18 protein-coding genes are annotated in these 18,391 nt (G+C 61.3%); 6 read left to right on the top strand and 12 right to left on the bottom strand.

All coding sequences use genetic code 11. The features are described 5' to 3' along the window. Positions 1-46: 46 nt before the first annotated feature. From VFO29_04380 to glpX, 4 genes are read right to left on the bottom strand one after another with little or no spacing between them, the layout of a single operon-like run. On the bottom strand, positions 47-901 hold the full coding sequence (locus tag VFO29_04380) for an NAD+ synthase (protein HET9392750.1): 855 nt from the start codon (positions 899-901) through the stop codon (positions 47-49). Then, entirely contained in the window at positions 898-1,755 is an 858-nt protein-coding gene (locus VFO29_04375) for a nitrilase-related carbon-nitrogen hydrolase (protein HET9392749.1), read from the bottom strand. The genes VFO29_04380 and VFO29_04375 overlap by 4 nt, the downstream gene beginning before the upstream one ends. Next, complete coding sequence (locus VFO29_04370; protein HET9392748.1) at positions 1,755-3,176, bottom strand: dihydrolipoyl dehydrogenase; 1,422 nt, start codon at positions 3,174-3,176, stop codon at positions 1,755-1,757. Before VFO29_04370 ends, VFO29_04375 begins: the two co-directional genes overlap by 1 nt. Beyond that, entirely contained in the window at positions 3,173-4,147 is a 975-nt protein-coding gene (glpX, locus tag VFO29_04365; protein ID HET9392747.1) for a class II fructose-bisphosphatase, read from the bottom strand. Before glpX ends, VFO29_04370 begins: the two co-directional genes overlap by 4 nt. A gap of 54 nt (positions 4,148-4,201) precedes the next feature. Between glpX and VFO29_04360 the strand changes: the two genes are divergently transcribed. From VFO29_04360 to VFO29_04350, 3 genes are read left to right on the top strand one after another with little or no spacing between them, the layout of a single operon-like run. Further along, positions 4,202-5,734: a mannosyltransferase family protein gene (locus tag VFO29_04360; GenBank protein ID HET9392746.1), complete on the top strand. Its 1,533-nt coding sequence runs from the start codon at positions 4,202-4,204 to the stop codon at positions 5,732-5,734. Continuing rightward, positions 5,727-6,140 (top strand): GtrA family protein, encoded by a 414-nt coding sequence (locus VFO29_04355; protein HET9392745.1) that lies wholly within the window; start codon positions 5,727-5,729, stop codon positions 6,138-6,140. Before VFO29_04360 ends, VFO29_04355 begins: the two co-directional genes overlap by 8 nt. Further along, positions 6,116-7,774 carry a glycosyltransferase family 39 protein gene (locus VFO29_04350; GenBank protein HET9392744.1) on the top strand — a complete coding sequence of 553 codons (1,659 nt, stop codon included), beginning with the start codon at positions 6,116-6,118 and terminating at the stop codon, positions 7,772-7,774. The genes VFO29_04355 and VFO29_04350 overlap by 25 nt, the downstream gene beginning before the upstream one ends. Here the strand turns inward: VFO29_04350 and VFO29_04345 are convergent. Genes VFO29_04345 through VFO29_04320 form a run of 6 tightly spaced genes read right to left on the bottom strand, consistent with a single transcriptional unit; the run spans position 7,737 to position 13,742 of the window. Further along, on the bottom strand, positions 7,737-8,399 hold the full coding sequence (locus VFO29_04345) for a tetratricopeptide repeat protein (protein ID HET9392743.1): 663 nt from the start codon (positions 8,397-8,399) through the stop codon (positions 7,737-7,739). The two genes, VFO29_04350 and VFO29_04345, sit on opposite strands and share 38 nt — an antisense overlap. Positions 8,400-8,416: 17 nt before the next feature. Further along, positions 8,417-9,304: a DUF2837 family protein gene (locus tag VFO29_04340; GenBank protein HET9392742.1), complete on the bottom strand. Its 888-nt coding sequence runs from the start codon at positions 9,302-9,304 to the stop codon at positions 8,417-8,419. A 10-nt stretch (positions 9,305-9,314) separates the two neighbouring features. Next, the gene (locus VFO29_04335; GenBank protein ID HET9392741.1) at positions 9,315-10,571 is read right to left on the bottom strand and encodes a pitrilysin family protein; all 1,257 of its coding nucleotides are present in this window, start codon (positions 10,569-10,571) and stop codon (positions 9,315-9,317) included. A 9-nt stretch (positions 10,572-10,580) separates the two neighbouring features. Further along, positions 10,581-11,099 carry a hypothetical protein gene (locus VFO29_04330; GenBank protein ID HET9392740.1) on the bottom strand — a complete coding sequence of 173 codons (519 nt, stop codon included), beginning with the start codon at positions 11,097-11,099 and terminating at the stop codon, positions 10,581-10,583. Further along, positions 11,083-12,546 carry a proline--tRNA ligase gene (gene proS, locus VFO29_04325; protein HET9392739.1) on the bottom strand — a complete coding sequence of 488 codons (1,464 nt, stop codon included), beginning with the start codon at positions 12,544-12,546 and terminating at the stop codon, positions 11,083-11,085. The genes VFO29_04330 and proS overlap by 17 nt, the downstream gene beginning before the upstream one ends. Then, entirely contained in the window at positions 12,546-13,742 is a 1,197-nt protein-coding gene (locus VFO29_04320) for a twin-arginine translocation signal domain-containing protein (GenBank protein HET9392738.1), read from the bottom strand. Before VFO29_04320 ends, proS begins: the two co-directional genes overlap by 1 nt. 78 nt (positions 13,743-13,820) lie before the next feature. On the opposite strand from VFO29_04320, the gene VFO29_04315 reads away from it, so the two are divergent. From VFO29_04315 to VFO29_04305, 3 genes are read left to right on the top strand one after another with little or no spacing between them, the layout of a single operon-like run. Then, on the top strand, positions 13,821-14,429 hold the full coding sequence (locus VFO29_04315) for a cob(I)yrinic acid a,c-diamide adenosyltransferase (protein HET9392737.1): 609 nt from the start codon (positions 13,821-13,823) through the stop codon (positions 14,427-14,429). Continuing rightward, on the top strand, positions 14,426-15,952 hold the full coding sequence (locus tag VFO29_04310; GenBank protein HET9392736.1) for an amino acid permease: 1,527 nt from the start codon (positions 14,426-14,428) through the stop codon (positions 15,950-15,952). The genes VFO29_04315 and VFO29_04310 overlap by 4 nt, the downstream gene beginning before the upstream one ends. Then, positions 15,953-16,759, top strand: a complete 807-nt coding sequence (locus tag VFO29_04305) for a hypothetical protein (GenBank protein ID HET9392735.1) — start codon at positions 15,953-15,955, stop codon at positions 16,757-16,759. 72 nt (positions 16,760-16,831) lie between these two features. Here the strand turns inward: VFO29_04305 and VFO29_04300 are convergent, their stop codons facing one another. Together VFO29_04300 and ispG are read right to left on the bottom strand one after the other, a co-directional pair. Next, on the bottom strand, positions 16,832-17,293 hold the full coding sequence (locus VFO29_04300; protein HET9392734.1) for a copper amine oxidase N-terminal domain-containing protein: 462 nt from the start codon (positions 17,291-17,293) through the stop codon (positions 16,832-16,834). Further along, positions 17,283-18,371, bottom strand: a complete 1,089-nt coding sequence (gene ispG / locus VFO29_04295; GenBank protein HET9392733.1) for a flavodoxin-dependent (E)-4-hydroxy-3-methylbut-2-enyl-diphosphate synthase — start codon at positions 18,369-18,371, stop codon at positions 17,283-17,285. The genes VFO29_04300 and ispG overlap by 11 nt, the downstream gene beginning before the upstream one ends. Positions 18,372-18,391: the final 20 nt, after the last annotated feature.

Raw genomic sequence — 18,391 nt, 5'->3', positions numbered from 1 at the left:
CCGCTCGCGTTGCTCGCGGTCGTTCGATACCTCACGATGACAAGCATCAGAAGTCCACGGGGCGGAGATAAAATTCGTTAATCGCCGTGCTTGAAAGCATCGCGGTCGTCGGCAGATGGCGTTTCCAATGCGTGCCGTCCAAGCGACCGCGCACGATCTCGACTTCCACGCGATCGAAGCCGTGTTCGACGAGTTGGTCGTTGGAGTAACCTTCCAAAATGCGCGCGAGAATCGCATCCGCTTTTGCGTAGGTGATCCCGAGATCGCCCTCGTCGGTTTGATTTGCCTCGAGATCCGCGCTCGGCGCTTTTTCGATGAGCGGTTTGGGGACGCCCAGATACTCGGCGAGCTTCCACACTTGCGACTTGTAGAGATCGCCCAGCGGATTGACCGGCGGCGAATCGTCCGCGTGCCAGGTGAAATACCCTAGCAGTCGTTCCGTCTTGTTTCCGGTGCCGACCGGCAAGGCGCGCCGTTTGGCGGATTGATCGAACAGCACCAGCATGCGCGTGCGCGCCAGGACGTTACCGCGCCGGCGTCCGTCGGCCTCCGGTTCGAGTTGCAGATAACCGTCGGCGGCGGCCGTGATGTCGATCGTGCTTTCGTTGCTGCCCAGCGCTTCGGTCACGAGATGCGCGTCGGTCAGGCTGCCCGGGCTGGAATGTTTGTACGGCATGCGAATACCAAAGACGTTTTTCGGGCCTAACGCGCGCGCGCAAAGAAATGCCGTGACCGCCGAGTCCACGCCGCCGGAGAGCCCGATAACCGCGCGCTCGATGCCGCGGCCGTCGATCAGCTCATCCTTTAAAAAGGCAACGAGCCATTCCGTGGCTAGCGCCGGGTTTATCGAGGGCGGCTGAGTGAAATCGCCGGTTTGCGGCTCGATGACCGGCAGCGTCACCGCACGCTCTTATCTTCCAGCAAGTCCGGCAGCACCGCGTTGAGATCGCCCAACAGCGGCAGCGACGCGCGCGCCAGATCGATCTCGCGCAGGTCCAGCGTCGCGCGGATGATCTGCGCGCCCAGCGCCGGCGCTTCAACAATGGTTTGGCCGCGCGGATTGACGATCCGCGACGAGCCGGTCATGCCTTTGCCGCCTTCGAAGCCGGCTAAGCCCGCGTATAAGAGGAAGACACCGTGCTCGCCCGCGGTTGACTCGAGGATCGCGCGCCAGCGCGAGATGCTGCCCAGTTCGTCGCCTTCTTCAATCCCGCGGCCGGGCGCGGCACTGGGAACGATCAGCACGCGTGCACCTTTGATGGCCGCCAGCGTCGGCACGATCGAATGCCAGCTGTCCTCACAAATGAGCATCGCCATACAGCCGAAGCGCGTCTCGAAGGTTTGCAGCCGGTGACCGCGCGACAGAAAACGCTCTTCGTCGAAGACGCCGTACGTCGGCAGAAACATCTTGCGGTGCACGTGTTTGATGCGCGCCTCGCGCGCGGCGATCTGCAAGTAGATTGCCGAGTTGTAGTACGTGCCCTCATCGTTTTCATAAAAACCGGCGACGAGGTCAACGCTTTTGTCGCCGTTTACTTCAGTCCACGCGGCGGCCAAATCGTCGGCGAAGGCCTGCGCGTTCATCGCCAGTTCGTAGACCGCGCCTTCCAAGAAGTATCCGGTCAGCGCCGCTTCCGGAAGAATGATGAGGTCCACGGGCTCGGCGGCCACTTGCGCGAACACCTTTCGCAGCTCTTGCAAGTTCTCGCGATACTTGCCCTTGCGCGGTTTGGTCTGAACGATCGCAACGTTCACTAGAGCGCTACCTCGGGATCGATCTGACCCGGGCCGGCCATCTCCAGTTTGGCCGCGCACTCTTCAGCCGGGTACGTCCAAATCTCAGCGAGCGTCGGGTGCAAGTGCGGAATGCACATGAACTGCGCCACCGTCGCGTCGTAGCGCATCGCCACGATCATCTCGTGAATCAGATCCGAACCGTGCGGACCTAACACCGCCGCGCCCAGAATCTTGCCGTCGCCTGCCGCGGCCATCATCTTCACAAACCCTTTGGTCTTGCCGATGCACTGCGCTTTGCCATGCTCGGCGAAGTCGTACGCGCCCTTGACGTACGCGACGCCCTTGCTTTGCAGTTCGCGTTCGGTATGCCCGACCACCGCGACTTGCGGATCGCTGAAGACCGTGTGTGCGCCCGTCAGCGAGTAATCGGCTTCCTCGTTAGCACCCGTTAGCGCATTGCGCGCAGCTACTTCGCCTTCATAGATCGCGACGTGCACCAGCATATGTTTGCCGGCGACATCGCCGATCGCGTAGAAATCCGGGTTGTTGGTACGCATGGTGCCGTCGGTCTTGACGCCCGTAATATTGTGCTCCAGCACGCCGGCCGCCGCGAGATTCAGTCCCTCGATGTTCGGCACGCGCCCCAGGCAGTACAGAAACTCTTCGGCTTCGATCTCGCCGTCCACGCCGTCATGAACGATGTGCGCGACCTTCTTGCCGTTGCGGACGCTCGCGCGCACGATCTGCGTGGTGGTATGCACTTCGATCCCTTCGCCGCGGAAGTACTCCGTCAGGCTTTCGCCGATATCGTGATCTTCGCCGGACAGCAAATGCGGGCTGCGGATCACGATCGTCGTCTTCACGCCCATGCGCGCGAAGAATTGCCCTAACTCGCACGCCGTGTAGCCGCCGCCCAGAACGATCAGCGATTCGGGCAGCTTCTCCAATTCCAGCGCCGCGTCGCTGTCGATGAATCCGGCTTCGGGCAATCCGGGAATCGCCGCCGGCGCGACGACGCTGCCGGTTGCGATGATGAACTTCTTGGCCTCCAGCACGACATCACCACCCACTTCGACTTCATGCGGGCTGATGAAGCGCGCCGGGCCTTCGTAGAGCGGAAATTGCCGCAAGCCTTCGATGCGGTAGTCCGCGAAGCTGCGAATCAACTCGTGCTTGCGCTGCATGATGTGCGGGAAATCGATGGAGATGTCGCCCGCGTGAATTCCCAGTTCGATCGCCTCGCGCATATCCGTAATCGCGTCGCTCGACGCGAGCAGCGTTTTGCTCGGCATGCAGCCGCGTAAAATGCACAACCCGCCCAGCGGACCATGGTCGATCAGGGCTACGTCAGCGTGAAGATCGCGCGCGGTGCGCGCGGCGGCAAATCCGCCGGAGCCGGCGCCCACGACAATCAGGTCGTGCTTCTTGCGAGTTTTCAAAGGTTATGCTGCGGCCGCGCTCCCAAACTATGGACGGATTCGATAAATCGCAGCGTACCGTCCGAGTGCATGACGATTGAGTGCGTGCGCGCGTTGTTGCCGAAAAAGCGTACGCCGCGCGCCAAGTCGCCGTCGGTGATGCCGGTCGCGCAGAAGACCAGATGCTCGCCTTTGACGAGATCGTTCATCGTCAAGACTTGCGAAAAGTCGCCGATCCCCATTTCGTGGGCGCGCCGCGCCTCCTCATCATTACGCGGCTCGAGCTTGCCCATGAACATCCCGCCCAAACATTTCAAGGCCGCAGCCGCGAGCACGCCTTCGGGCGCGCCTCCGGTTCCCATCGCGACGTGAATGCCCGTTCCCGGAACGGCCGTCGCGATGCACGCGTCAACGTCGCCGTCCGAGATCAGTTTGATGCGTGCGCCGGCTTCGCGGACTTGCGCCACGAGTTCCGCATGGCGCGGCCGATCGAGAATCACGACGGTCACATCGCTCGTCGGTTTTTCCAACGCATTGGCCACGGCTTCGATATTCTCGCGCACGGGCGCGTCGATGTGCACGAACGGGCCTGCCTTCGGCCCAACGGCGAGCTTCTTCATGTACGTGTCCGGCGCGTTGAGCAGACAGCCGCGCTCGCCGATTGCCATAACGGCGATCGAGTTCGGCAAACCATTAGCTACCAGGTTCGTACCCTCAACCGGATCGACGGCGATGTCTACCTTAAAACCGCCGCGGCCGACTTCTTCGCCGATGTAGAGCATCGGAGCTTTGTCGCGCTCTCCCTCGCCGATCACGATCCGGCCCGAGATCTCCATTTCGCCCAGCGCTTCGCGCATGCGTTCGACTGCCGCGCCGTCCGCTTTGTCGCGCTCGCCGCGGCCCATCCAACGCGACGCCGCGAGCGCCGCGCTTTCAGTAACCTTTACAAAATCCAGGGTATTGACGGGGCTGGTCGACGTACGCGAGATCATGGTCGCCATTACTTCTTAGGGCTACCGGGGGAAGCGAGGCGATTCCTTTAGAAGATGCACGTATCCGTGCAACTCGACGATTCACAACGCACTCTTCGCATCCATTCGAACGCGCTGCAAGCCTTACTTGCCGCGGGTTGGGCGCCGCTGGCGGGCGTTGCAGCCGCGGGCTTCACGCTTGGATTCTTTGCGTGGTACGCATTTGTCGTACCGCTGCACGATTCAACGCTCACCGGCGCGGGTCTGCCGCTACTGCTGGTGATCGGTTTGGTCGGCACCATCTGGGCATGGCAGGCGTACAGCGACTATTTTGCGTCCCGCACCGGCATCAAGTATCAGCGATCGCTGCAATACGACGCGATCGCGTGGTCGGTATTCGTTCTGTTATGGCTTTCGTTTTTTTTGCCGCTGTGGCTGACGCATGGCGGGATCCGTCTCTTCGTCTATTGCGCCGCGCTGTTCTGCATTTCGAAGTTGGCCGTGGCCGCGCGCTTTAACGAAACCGTCCGCGACGTTACCGTTGACTTTCTGGTCACGCGTTTCGCCATTATCGTCATCGCCGAACTGGCGGCGGTCATTATCGGCCAGCGCGCCGGAACGCACGTGCAAGAATCCCGCACGCTGCTTCTGGCCGTTTGGGGACGCTGGGACGCGGTTCACTACCTGGACATCTCGATTAACGGCTATCACGGCACGGACATGGCGTTCTTTCCGCTCCTTCCACTGCTGATCGCGATTCTGGCAAAGTTCGTCGGCAATCACCTGGTCGCAGGGCTCATCATCTCGAACATCGCGTTCTTCTTCGCGCTGCTCTTCCTTTATAAGCTGGTCGAGCACGAGTTCGACCGCACGGTGGCCCGGCGCGCGATCTTCTACATCTCGATCTTTCCGACGGCGGTCTTCTTCTCGGCCGTTTATACCGAGTCGCTCTTCCTCATGCTCACCGTTGCCTCGTTCTATTACATGCGCGAGCGCCGCTGGTGGCTGGCAGGTGCGATTGGACTCCTGGCGTCGCTAACGCGAGTCGAAGGGATTCTGCTGGTCGTGCCCTTTGCGATCGAGTGGTGGAGCGCGTATCGCGACGACCTGGCGGCGGGCGCGCGCAACCTCGTGCCGATTGTCTTTATCCCGCTCGGCTTGCTGATCTTCATGGGCTATCTCTGGGTCCTCAACGGCGATCCGCTCTACTTCACGCACGTCCAGGCGCATTGGAACCGGCAACTCGCCGCACCGTGGACATCGGTCGGAAACTCGATTCACAAGATTCTGACGGCGGCCGGACCGCAAACCGTCGCGCAGCAAGTGCTCGAACTGGTCTTTACCGCGTTGATGATCGGCGTGCTCGCGGCCGGATGGCGCAAGCTGAAGCCGTCGTACATCGCCTACATGGCGCTCTCCATTTTGATGCCGCTGTGCACGTCCAGCCTGATGAGCATGCCGCGCTTCGCGCTCGTGCTCTTTCCGATGTTCGCGATCTTAGCGCTTTGGGGCGGGCGGCCGCGGGTCAACAATGCCATCGTCGCGCTCTCCCTCCCGCTGCTCGGACTCTTCACCGTCTTATTTGCCGACTGGTATTGGGTTGCATAGCGTCACCCGGCGCCGCGGCGTGCGCCAGTTCGTCAAGTTCGGGATCGTCGGCGCCTCGGGCTTCATCGTCAACCTTGTCGTTTTTACGCTGCTGCAGCGCCTCGTACCGCATCACGAACAGCCGGCGCAGTATTACGTGATTTACTCCGTGGCGTTTCTTACCGGCGGAGTTTCGAATTACTACTTCAATCGAAACTGGACGTTCCGCTCATCCGGGCACGCGTTCGTTGAAGGATCGCAGTTCCTCACCGTCTCGGCGCTGGCGCTCGGCGTCGGCTTGGGCGTCTCGGCGCTCGTCTCGCCGTACCTCGGTCACGGGCATAAGACGTGGTTCGTCGCCACGGTCTCCGGCATGCTCGTGAACTTCTTCCTGAACAAATATTGGACGTTCAAACACGTAGACTAACCGCAGACCAAACGCGGCGGGCCCTATGGACGCTGGGCGTCGCCGTGATGCTCCTGATCGGTTTGATTCTGCGCCTCAAAGGCATCCACAATCCGCTCTTGGATCATCCGGGCTGGCGCCAGGGTGACGAAGCCTCGATTGCGCGGAACTTCGCAACGCTTCAATACAACATTCTGTACCCGCAGACCAACTACGACGGCCCGCCGCCGAACTACGTCGAGTTGGAGCTGCAGATCGTGCCTTTTCTGGCTGCAACGCTCTACAAAATCTTCGGCGTACACGAAATCTTCGGCCGCCTGATCACGATCGCGTTCAGTTTGGGCACGGTCGCGCTGCTGGCGTTCTTCGGGCGGTGGCTGTTCGCGAGCGCGGCCGCGGGGATACTCGCCGCATTGTTTTACGCGATCATGCCGGGCAGCGTCTACTACGGGCGGACCTTTACGCCTGACGCAGCGATGGTCTTTTTCATGACCGCGGCGCTGTACGCGATCTGCCGTTTGGTCCTCGACGAGGAACGATGGCGGGCCCGAAGCGTGGTTTGGTGCACGGTCTTGCTGGCGATAGCGCTGCTCGCAAAGCCGGTAGCGATCGTCGTCTTCGTGCCCATACTCGTGCTGATGATCGAACGCATCCGATCCGGCCGGACATTCAGCGTTTTGCCGGCGACGGCGATCATCGTCGTCCCCCTTCTTCTTTATTCGCTGTACGACAAGGCTGTGGCGGCGCACGCCGAGTGGCATTGGACCAGCGGCATCTTCGCGCTGCACGTCTTACCGTCGCTCCAGGCTTCGCTGCAGAACGGCGCCGCGTTCCTTTTAAAAACGCTCCGTTTTCGCGTGATGCTGGGAGAGCTCACCCGGACGATGATCGGCCCCGGCGTTACCGCCCTTGCCGTGCTGGGGCTCTTGCTGCCGCCACGCGTCACACGCTCGCGCTCCTTGCTGTGGGCGTGGCTCGCCGCCGGGTTGGCGTACGTCTATGTCGTGGTGACGGTCGAGCGCGTGGATTACTACATGTTCGTGCTCGTGCCGCTCGCCGCACTCGCCGCCGCCGGTTTCGCGACGCGGCTGATTAGCGCGGTCTCGCAAAGCGCCCTCGATCGGAACCTCAAGTATCTCGCCGCCGCGCTGGGCCTTCTGGCGTTGGCAGCGATCGGCTATCAGAACGTTCAGATCGTCAAGCCGTACTATGCGTACTCAAAGAGCGTCTACCGCAACGCGATAACGCTCAACAAAACGCTGCTGCCGAACGTGCTGGTTGTGGTCGGTCATTTCGATCCGTCCGTACTCTACTACATCGGGCGCTACGGCTGGGAAGAGGACCCGTACGTCTGGATTCCGCGCGACGAGCAGAGCGCGATCCGCAAGGGCTCGCGTTACTTCATCGTGATCGAACGGAAACGGTTCTACCGGAACATCGAACTCTGTGCTTGGATGCAGCGGTTTCCCGTGGTGAACCCGCACGCGGAGTGGCTCGTCTACGAAACGGATCTGAAACGCATCAAGCCCGGCACCCAAAAAGCGTGGCTCGAATTCCGCAAGGCCGAGCACGCCCATCTCGCGCGGCAGTGGCTCACTGCGCGCGGCTTGTGTACGTTTAAGGCAGCGGCAGCAGCGAACCCGAAACAGCCGTAGCGGCCGCCTTTTCCGTCGCCGGCACTCCCGACTCGACAAGCTGGCGGTACGCGATCAGCCTGTTCGTATTCTTGATGATGTCGCGCTGGAGCTCGTAGGAGTCTTCAATCGCGCGCGTGAGGTCTTGCGTGTTGTACGTATACGCGAACCGGTGCAAGCTGTGCACGATCAGCGTATTCTGTGCGCGCAGCGCGATATAGGCGGCCTGAATATCGGCGCCCGCCGCCCGATACGTCGGATAGTTCGAAAGCACGATCTCGCGTTTCAGCCGGGCGTCGTCGATCTGCGAACGGAGCGCTTGCAATCTCACGCTGGCCGGATCGTACTTCTGCGCCGAGTTAATCGTTGCCAGCGCATCGTCGTAGTTGCCCGTGCGGAAGTCGGCGTCCGCGATGTCCGCGGAGACCGTCGAGAATCCGGAGCGCGCGCGCGGATCCGTCGGGTCAACGCGTAAAGCCAACCGGTAGGCCGTCGCCGCCTCGTGATAACTCCCACGAGCGACAGCCGTGTCACCCTGGTGCACGCGCGTGTCCACGATCCAGCGCTGGATCGTGCCGGCGCAGCCGGTCGTGGCGAATGCCAAACTCGCTGCACAGAGTACTAGACGAACGAATTGTTTCTTCATGTTGAGGTTCTCAAAGTCTACCGGCCGTGATTGACGAGGTGAGCGACGGCCGCAATGATCCAGGCAGCGGGAGAAAGCAGCGCCTGGGACAGCAGCCAGCCGATAATCGCCGTCAGCGACAGATAGAAGACCATCGCCTTCACGTCGGCATGGGGCCGCTCCCCTTTTACGGCCTCATCCACGATGATCGACGAGGTCGGGTCTACGAAGAACGTAAAGGCGATGGTCCCGATTCCGTTGATGATGCCGGAGATGCCGATTGCGGTTCGCGCGACGTTTACGTCGAGCACGCTCGCGTAGTACGCGGCTACCACGCCGATCGCATACACGGCGGTGACAACCACGTTAAAAACGAGCAGGCGCTTTGGAATGTTGCGCGCTGAAAACGAGAATATCTCGCTATAGTGCGGAATCCGGATCTGTCGCATGACCTCCAACATCACGCTGGGATAGAACAGGCGCGCCAGTGAGTGGGGCAGCGATTTCGTGCGCTCGAAGGACCGGACGCCCCGCACGTACATGAACGTGAACACCGGCAGCAGCAAGCTTCCAAGAACGGTTCCGATCGTGCCGGCCGCGATAATCAGGCGCAGCTGCAATTCGAACGTGTGCTGAACGTCCGCGATTTGCACCTGCGCGAACGGCAGCACCGGATGACGCGAGAGCAAGGCGCGCACCGCGTTGCCCGCGCTGTCCGACAGCGGGCCGAGCATCAGGGTATAGACGAGGGTTGCCAGACGGCTGGCGGTCATAAACAGGTTGAAAAGCGAAATCGACGTTGCGATTCGTCCGGTTCGGACGCCCGCCAAGCGCGCGGCGTATGCGCCAATTGCCATCGCTTGCACCGCGACGTTGATCAGAAGGGCGACGAGAAGCTGCCAGGACCAAAACGGGATCAGCGCCACGGCGCCGTGATTAGGCAGCGCTACGGTTCCACGCGACGGACGCCTCGTCGACGGGTCCGAGGACGCAGAGTCCGAGATTCTCTTCCCTCAAGAGCTCTTGAGCGAGCTCTTGGATCTCTTGCGGCGTAACTGCCTCTACCTTGGCTACGATCTCGTCAATCGGCAGGTCGCGTCCGAGCGAAAACTCACTGCGTCCGAGGCGAATCATGCGGCCGGACGTGCTCTCGAGCGAAAGCGAGAGGCTTCCTTTAATATGCTCTTTCGCCAGGCGCAGCTCGGCGTCGCCCACGCGCTGGCGTCGCATCTGCAAGAACTGATCGCCGATGAGCGAGACGCACTCGGCCACGCTCTGCGGCGACGTGCCGGCATAGACTGCAAAGAGTCCGGCGCCGCGATACGAGGCTTGGAAAGAATAGACGGTGTAGACGAGTCCGCGCTTCTCGCGAATCTCTTGGAACAGGCGGCTCGACATACCGCCGCCTAAAATGGTGTCGAGTACCGAAAGCTGATAGCGGCGTTCGTCGCGCACCGAAAGCCCCGTCGTTCCGAGCACCAAATACGCTTGCTCGCTGTCTTTTTGCCGGAACAGCGAAGCCGGAGTGGACGGCGGAGTTTCCGGAACAGGAAGGTCGCAGGTACCCTTGAACGGCGCGAGTGCTTTTTCGAGCATCTCGGCGAGCGCGTCGTGGTCAACGTTTCCCGCCGCGGCCACCACGACCGAGTTGGGCGCATAGTGGCGCGTCATGTGCGCGCGCAGATCGCTCTGTGAAAGCTTGGTCACCGTGTCGGCAAAGCCAATCGTCGGCGAACCCAGGTTGCTGCCGCGCCACATCGTTTGAATAAAGAGATCGTGAATTAACTCGTCGGGCGAGTCGTCGTACATCTTGATCTCTTCAAGGACGACCTTTTGCTCTTTGCCGAGTTCGGACGGATCGAACCGCGAATTTAAGAACATGTCGCAGAGCACGTCCACCGCCAGCGGCAGATGTACGTCCATGACCTTGGCGTAGTAACAGGTCGCTTCTTTATCGGTAAAAGCGTTCAGGTTTCCGCCGACGCCGTCCATCTCTTCGGCGATCTGGCGCGCGGTGCGCCGTTCCGTACCTTTGAAGAGCATGTGCTCGACCATGTGCGAAACGCCCCGCACTTGCGGCTGCTCGACGGCCGAGCCCACGTCGGCCCAAATGCCGATCGAGGCGGAACGGAAGCCGGGCATCGACTCCGTGATGACGCGGACGCCGTTCGAAAGGACGCTCTTACGATACATTCGGACCCTTCACTTTAAAGCAGTACGGGCCCACTCCTGGTCCCAAAAGACTCCGGCGCCTGCGTGCAGCCGCCGAATGAACGAAATGCCGCTCTCGCCGCGCCGCACGCTCACGGTGAAGACTGCGCGGGAACTGGGCACTGCGAGGTCGCCGCTCACAACGACATCCTTGCCCACTACCAGCGGAACGCTAACCCAAATGTCCACCTCGTCCACCGGCGCCGCCGCGAACGTCTCGCGCGCGAGCGACGAAATCTCTTCTTCGAATTCGCTCCGAGTCAACGTGTGATGAAAGTGCTCGCCGTTGACGCGTAGACCGGCAATGTCGTGCCCCGCAAATCCATCGGCGTAGACGTTGAGCACTTGCGCGGGCCAGCGCGTCCTAAAAAGCGCGCGCCCGATTGTGACGGCAATAGCTTTACGGTTACCGGACGCGCGCGCGTCAGCATCCAGCTTGTCCACCGTGGGTGGCGCGGTCGGAAAGAGCTGTGCGACCAGGATCGCGGCGAGGCTAATAGCTTTGAGCAAAATACGCGTTGACTTTTGCAGGTTCTCCGCATGCGACGCACACCGCGCCCGGGATCTGGAGATCGCGCGTGTTGCGGGTGGTTGCCGAGGTCTTGTTCTTCACTTCGGCCTCACACTCGGGCCGGGCGCACCACGGAATGTCGATCATCCCGGCGCGATTCTTGCACTTCTCGAAGAACTCGGCGCGGTCGCTGACGGCGAACGTGTGCGCGGCGAGAAACTCTTTGGCCTGCGCATACATGGACGCTTGAATCGCATCGAGTAATTCGCGCAAGGTCTTACCGAGCGCGTCAAACGCGACGGCTGTCTTCGAGCCCTCTTCGCCCTTCTGTTTGTCTCGCCGGACGATCGTCGCCGTGCCGCTCTGTAAGTCGCGCGGTCCGATTTCAATTCGCAAAGGAACGCCGCGCATCTCCCAGTCACTATACTTGTATCCCGGCGAACGATCGCGATCGTCCACGCGCACGCGCAGGCCTTCGGCGCGCAACTTCTTTCCGATCTCCTGCGCTTTGTCGAGCGCGGCGCGGTCCTCGCCTTTGACAATCGGTACGATGACGGCTTCAATGGGCGCGAGTTTCGGCGGAATGCGCAGCCCGCGATCGTCGCCATGCACCATAATCACGCCGCCAAGCATGCGCCACGACATCCCCCACGACGTCGTATACACGTACTTGACCTGCTGGTCGGCGTCGTTGAACGTAATGTCGTAGGCGCGGCTAAAGTTTTGCCCGAGATCGTGCGAGGTAGCCGATTGAAGCGCCTTGCAGTCGGGCATCAGCGCTTCGATGGAATAGGTTTCAACGGCGCCCGGAAAACGCTCGCTCGCGCTCTTGCGGCCGGCATATACGGGAACGGCGGCAACATTCTCGGCGAAGTCGCGATAGACTCCGAGCATCCGTTCCGTTTCCTCGCGCCCTTCCTCGGCGGTCGCGTGTGCGGTGTGCCCCTCTTGCCAGAGAAACTCCATCGTGCGCAGAAACGGCCGCGTCGCCTTCTCCCAACGCACGACGTTGGCCCATTGATTGATGAGCACCGGCAGATCGCGATGCGATTCGATCCATTTGGCGTACATGACGCCGACGGTCACCTCCGACGTCGGGCGGATCGCCAGTCGCTCGTCAAGTTTTTCCTGGCCGCCTTGCGTAACCCACGCAACTTCGGGCGCAAACCCCTCGACGTGCTCGGCTTCGCGCGTCAGTAAGCTCTCCGGAATCAGCAGCGGAAAATAGGCATTTTCATGCCCGGTCTCTTTGAAACGCGCGTCGAGTTCGCGCTGCAGATTTTCCCACAGGCCGAACCCGTACGGGCGCAAGACAACGCAGCCGCGCACCGGAGCGTATGACACGAGCTCGGCTTTCAAGCAAACTGCGGTGTACCACGCAGAGAGATCCGCGCTCTTGGGCGGGATCTCTTTGACCAGCGGCTCCTGCTCAGGAAGTTCGGGCATCAGAGCGTTATGAGCGCTGCGGAGGCAGGCGGCACTTCAAGATCCGCTAGGTCGGCGGGCTGCCACCCGACCACGTTGATCTGCGTCGTGTCGGTGCTCAAGCCAGTTATCCGGCGCACTCGCGGGTTGTTCGGCGCGCGCCCGGCATTCAGCGTCACGGTTGCGCCGACGATCGCATCCCGATTGATCAGTGTGATTAAACGTGTTCCATCGTCCCGCTGCACTGCCCAGGCGGTGAAGTTGTTGGGCGCAGTCTGTAGGCTCACATTGATCAAACGTGTACCAACCGATTCCTTGAACAGTTGCAGCGCTTGATAGAGTGCGCCTTGCTGCAGCCCGTCGGCATCATCGTGAAAGTTCGCGCCGTCGGCGCCGCTGCCGGCCAGCTCGAACGCAAAGTCAATCGCCCATAATGCATTTGCCACATTGTTGCGATCCGAGACGATCTGCTCGATGCGGTACGGCAAATCGGTGACTGCCGTGATCTTAGGAATATTTCGCACGCCGGCACGCAGGCTCTCCTCGCCGCCGGTGTGTTTGTATTGTTGCGTGAGCAGCACGATTTGCGGGCGTTCGTCCGGCGCAAACCGGTTGAGCCAATCAGGGTGCGAGGCCGTCCCCGGCCCGGCGTACATTGCCGTCGGAGCGTTAGCGCTTATCGACGAGACGCGCGCGCGAAACGCGGACAGAAACGAACCGTAATCTTTGAACTGCTGGTCGGGAGCGTTCCCGATTTCGAACGCCAAGAGCTGCTGTCCCAACGCCTGAGTGGCTTTGGCGGCCTGATCGGCGACGCTAAATACAGGCGCAGTCATGCTCAAACCAAGCAAAACGCGCCAGCCGGTCGCCGACGCAAACTGCGCCAGCTTCGCCAGATCGTCGGCGGTGTAGGTGGTCGAGTTGAGATTCGCGCCGCTGAATTGCAACACGCCACGGCTGCCCAGCCCGCGGACGTAATCGATCAGCGCGCGGTTGCCGCCGTTAAAAAACGCTCCGCCGGGTATCAGCGAAGCTTCGAAGCTCAGGCCCATGAACTCCGCCAACACTCGTCGGCCCGAAGGTTCGGCGTCGAGTTGAACCTTCACGGACGAGAAGCCGGTTTGTTGTCCGTAGGCGATGCCGTTGCCCAGGGCGGCGCTTGCAGACACGGCGGCGCAGGCCGCTAGAAACGCGCGGCGTTCGATGCTCTTGCTCATACCCTGGCATACGTTCGCCGCCGGCCGTCCGTTCCGTTTTCAAAAGGCCTGGAGCCCGCGAACGTTGCAAGGAGCAGCATGGCGAAGCGAACGCGCATCTACACCCGGGCCGGCGATGCGGGGCAAACCGGACTCGTCGGCGGCGAGCGCGTTTCCAAGAACAGTCCGCGCATCGAAACCTACGGGACCGTCGACGAGCTCTCCACCGCCATCGGCGTGGCCCGCTCGCACTTGCGGGACGCCGCGCGAAGCGACGCCGACATGCGCCGGATCGACGCGTGGCTCGCGTGGACGCAGAACATGCTCTTCAACCTGGGCACCGAGCTTGCGACTCCGGTTGCGCATCGGTGGGCAGGCATGCCGCTGATCGGCGAGGCCGAGATTGCGGCGCTCGAACGCGGGATAGACGAAACCGAGGCCGATCTCGAACCGCTGCACGCCTTTATCTTGCCGGGCGGCGATTTCGCCGGCGCGCATCTGCATTACGCGCGAACGATCTGCCGGCGCGCCGAGCGGCTGTTGATTTCGCTCATGGAGCAGGAACCGGAAATCTCGGGCGAGACCCTCCGTTTCTTGAACCGTCTCTCGGATGCGCTGTTCGTTTGGGCGCGCGCAGTCAGTCTGGATGCGGATGCGCCCGAGACGCAGTGGGACGCTGCGTCACAGCCCCCGGAGGATCGCGGATGAGTTCGTTCGGCGCCCGTTTATTCCAAACAACGAATGTCGAGAAGCTGCGGGAACTCGGCAAGCGTAAGATTTTGCGGCGCGCGCTGACCGCGAAGGACCTCGTCGCCATCGGTCTCGGGACGATGATCGGGGGCGGCATTTTCACCACGATCGGAACCGGCGTCAAAGGCGCCGGTCCGGCTGTCATCGTTTCGTATTTGCTGGCCGGGCTCACGTCGTTCTTTGCGGCGCTCTGTTACGCCGAGCTCGGCGCGATGGTGCCCGTCGCGGGCAGCGCCTATACCTATGCGTACGCGACCATGGGAAAACTCTTCGCCTGGATTATCGGCTTCGCGCTGATCTTCGAATACGGCATCAGCGCCGCTCCGGTCGCGCAGCAGTTTTCTGCGGCGCTTCAAGACGTCCTAAAGACGTTCGGCCTGCCGCTTCCCTATTGGGCCCAGCAGTCGGCGCTGATCATTCACGGCTCGTGGTGGATTCCGCAAAACTGGGATCTCGCGCATTCGCAGGTGGACTTGCTCGGCGCGCTGTTCGTACTTCTGCTCAGCGTCTTGCTCTCGATCGGAATCCGCGAAACCGCCACGACCAACAACATTTTCGTCGTGCTGAAAATTTCGGCGCTGATCGTCTTCATTATCGCGGGTCTGTCGCTAGTGCACATTGCCAACTTTGCGAACTTTAGTCCGCATGGATGGGGCGCGTTGCAGCCCTTTGGCGGAATGATGGACTACTCGTCCTCGGCGCAGCCGTACGGCATCATCGCGATCTCCGCATATGTCTTCTTCAGCTACATCGGATTCGACACGGCGACGACGACGGCCGAGGAGTGCAAGAACCCGCAGCGCGACGTGCCGATGGGCGTGATCGGCGCGCTGGCCATCGGTACGGTTATCTACTGCGCGACGGCGCTGGTGCTGGTCGGCGCGGTGCCGTGGGACAAGGTGCCGATCAAAAACCCCCTGGTCTATGCGCTCGCTCCGCTGCATATGCCGTGGCTGAATTGGGTGATCACGATGGGCGTGCTGGCCGGAACGACGAGCGTCGCGCTGAGCTCCCTGCTCGGACAATCGCGGATCTTTTACGTAATGGCGCGCGATAAAATGCTGCCGCCGGTCGTCGCCAAAGTGCACCCGCGTTTCAAAACGCCGGCAATCACAACCATGCTCACGGGAATCGCCGTTTCGCTACTGGCGCTCATCGTGCCGCTCAACCAGCTCTTGAACCTGGTGAACATCGGAACGCTGATTGCATTCACGGTTGTGTGCGCGGGCGTGCTGTATTTACGGCACCGCAAACCCGATCTGCCGCGCAGCTTCCGCGTGCCGTTCGTTCCGCTTTTCCCGATACTTGGGATCCTGTGCTCGCTGTTCTTGGCTGTATTCGGACTCTCGCGCACGACTTGGCTATGGTTTGCGGGCGCGCTTCTCGTCGGCCTGATCTTCTTCTTTGCCTACGGCTTCCGCAAATCCGATCCGGATGACGTCGTCCCCGTTCTTGAACCCGAGGGCCTGCAAGAGGCCTAAGTGCGGCACGTTTCGCGCGTAGTCCCCGTCATTATCTGCGTGTTCGGGGCGCTGACGCTGATAAGCGTGCTTTATATCGTCTTCTCTCAAAGCACCGTGTTCCCGGATAGCGTTCCTCGCTACATGTGGGCGATCACGGCGGAAAGCAAAGGCTCGACGGAGGACGACGCTCTTTCAAATCTAGCCGCACCTCGAGACCGTGCAACCATCTTCTTGGAGCGAAATAATTTCGCGGCATCTTCGATCGTGTTGGGCCGCGCCAATGCCGAAAAGGAGCAGAGCTATTCTGGCGAGGTGGAATGGGACGCGAACCAAGATATCTCCGTCCCTGCGGACACGTATGCGCGTTTCGCAAGGCTGTCCAATCGCTTGGAGATCTACCAAGCCGGAAGGAAGGACCTAATATTTTCGTTCCCGGCGATCCCGTTTCTCCCATTCGCAAATGTGATCGTCTTCTCAACGATTGCGCTGCTCTGCCTATCGGTTGTTTCGGTTGAAACGCGCTACGCGGACGTCGCGCGTGCTCCGCGAGGTATGCATCCGGTAATGGTTGCCGTCCAAACGATCATGTCGGGGCTACTCATCCTCTCGTCGCTCGTCGAAGCACACTTGCTTTTCTTGTTCGGCCCGCGCGTGCTCGCAATCGTGCTGGCCATCGGCCTAATATCGCTGGCAGCCTGGCTATACCAAACTCGCAACTGGTGGCGAGAAAGCTCGTTTCTGCGGGTAGCTCAGCTGGGTTACATGTTCGCGTTTGTAGCCGTAATCGGATTCGGCGTCTACGCGCTTCTTGTGCCGGTTACCTAACGGCACCCTCGTCACCGTGCGCCAGAGGCGCACTGCTCGGGGGTGGTTCGACAGGCTCACCATGACACGGAGTTAGGGGCTGGCTGAGACTGCCGTGCCTAGCGTGTCCACGTCGACGCGGGATGCGCTCTTGTCGTATTTCACGCGAACGCCGAACGCGCGCTGGACTGTGTGCAACCCGATCATTGCGCGACCGCGAACGCGGAACGGCGCGTGGAGCAATGTCATGGGCATCCCGTTCAGCGTTGCATGACGGTCGCCGATCTTCAGATGTAAGAGTTGGTCGCCGTGCGTCAGGAAGATGTCGCCCGATTTATCATCGTAGCGCGCCTCGGCGCCTAACGCTTCGCTCAAGGGACGCAGCGGCACGAATACTGTCTCCGCATTCGTTCGCACGGGTGGCACGTCGCTCACCATCGGCTGACCGTCAATGCGCACTTCCACCGGTTTCGCCAGGGTATAGGAGATCGATGCCGCGATCGCCAGGACTGCGGTTACCGCCAGCGTCTTCCAGCCGGGCGCCTTATACCGCATGCTCCGGGTACTTTTCTCGGATCACTTTTTCGATCTCGAGGCGAAGCGCTGCGAGCAGCTGATCTTCCGGGAACGTTCCGACCAACTCGCCCGCGCGATAGATGGCGCCTTTGCCTTTGCCGCCGGCCACGCCGACGTCGGCCATCTTCGATTCACCCGGACCGTTCACCACACACCCCATGACCGCAACTTTGACGGGCGCCGTATATTCTTTGGCGATCGCTTCGACGCTCTCGCCCAACTCCAGCACGCTGATCTCGGCGCGGCCGCATGACGGACAGGCGGTGATTTCAAACCCTTTTTCGCGCAAGCCCAACGATTTCAGCAGACTCCAGCAGGCCGGAACCTCTTCGATCGGGTCGGCGGCGAGCGAAATCCGGATCGTGTCGCCGATGCCTTCAAACAATAAGATGCCCAGGCCGACCGACGACTTTATCGTTCCGTCGCGCAGCAGCCCCGCTTCCGTGATTCCCAAGTGCAGCGCGTACGGCGTGTCGCGTTCGCGAAGGCGGCGATCCATCAAACGGTATGCTGCGACCGTGGTCATCACGTCGTGCGCTTTGAGCGAAATGACGATGTCGGTGTGCGCCAAGTCTTCCAGAATCTCGACGTGACGCATCGCGGACTCGACCATCGCTTCGGGGGTGTGCCCGAGCGTCTTCTCCAGGTCGGGCGCCAGCGATCCCATGTTGACGCCGATGCGAATCGGGATGCCGCGCGCTTTGGCCGCTTCGACGACTTCCTTCGTCTTATTGTAGTCGCGGATGTTGCCCGGGTTGAGCCGCAGCTTGGCAACGCCGGCTTCAATTGCCGCCAGCGCCATGCGATGATCGAAATGAATGTCGGCAACGATCGGAACAGGCGAGCGCGAAACGATGGCCGGCATGGCCGCCGCATCGGGCGCATCTTTCACGGTGACGCGGACCACTTCGGCGCCTTCCATGGCCAGCCCATAGATTTGCGCGAGCGTCGCGTCGGCGTCGCCGGTGTCCGTCGTCGTCATGGTCTGCACGACGATAGGATGGTCGCCGCCGATCCAAACGGACTTGGCGTCGTCCTTTCCGGTCTTGTTTTGCAAGAAGACCGGTTTGCTTTTAC

This window comes from Candidatus Rubrimentiphilum sp. (genome assembly GCA_035710515.1).
Taxonomy (GTDB): Bacteria; Vulcanimicrobiota; Vulcanimicrobiia; order Vulcanimicrobiales; family Vulcanimicrobiaceae; genus Rubrimentiphilum.
Note: the sequence above shows the minus strand (reverse complement) of the source record. Positions and strands in the feature narration are given on the sequence as shown.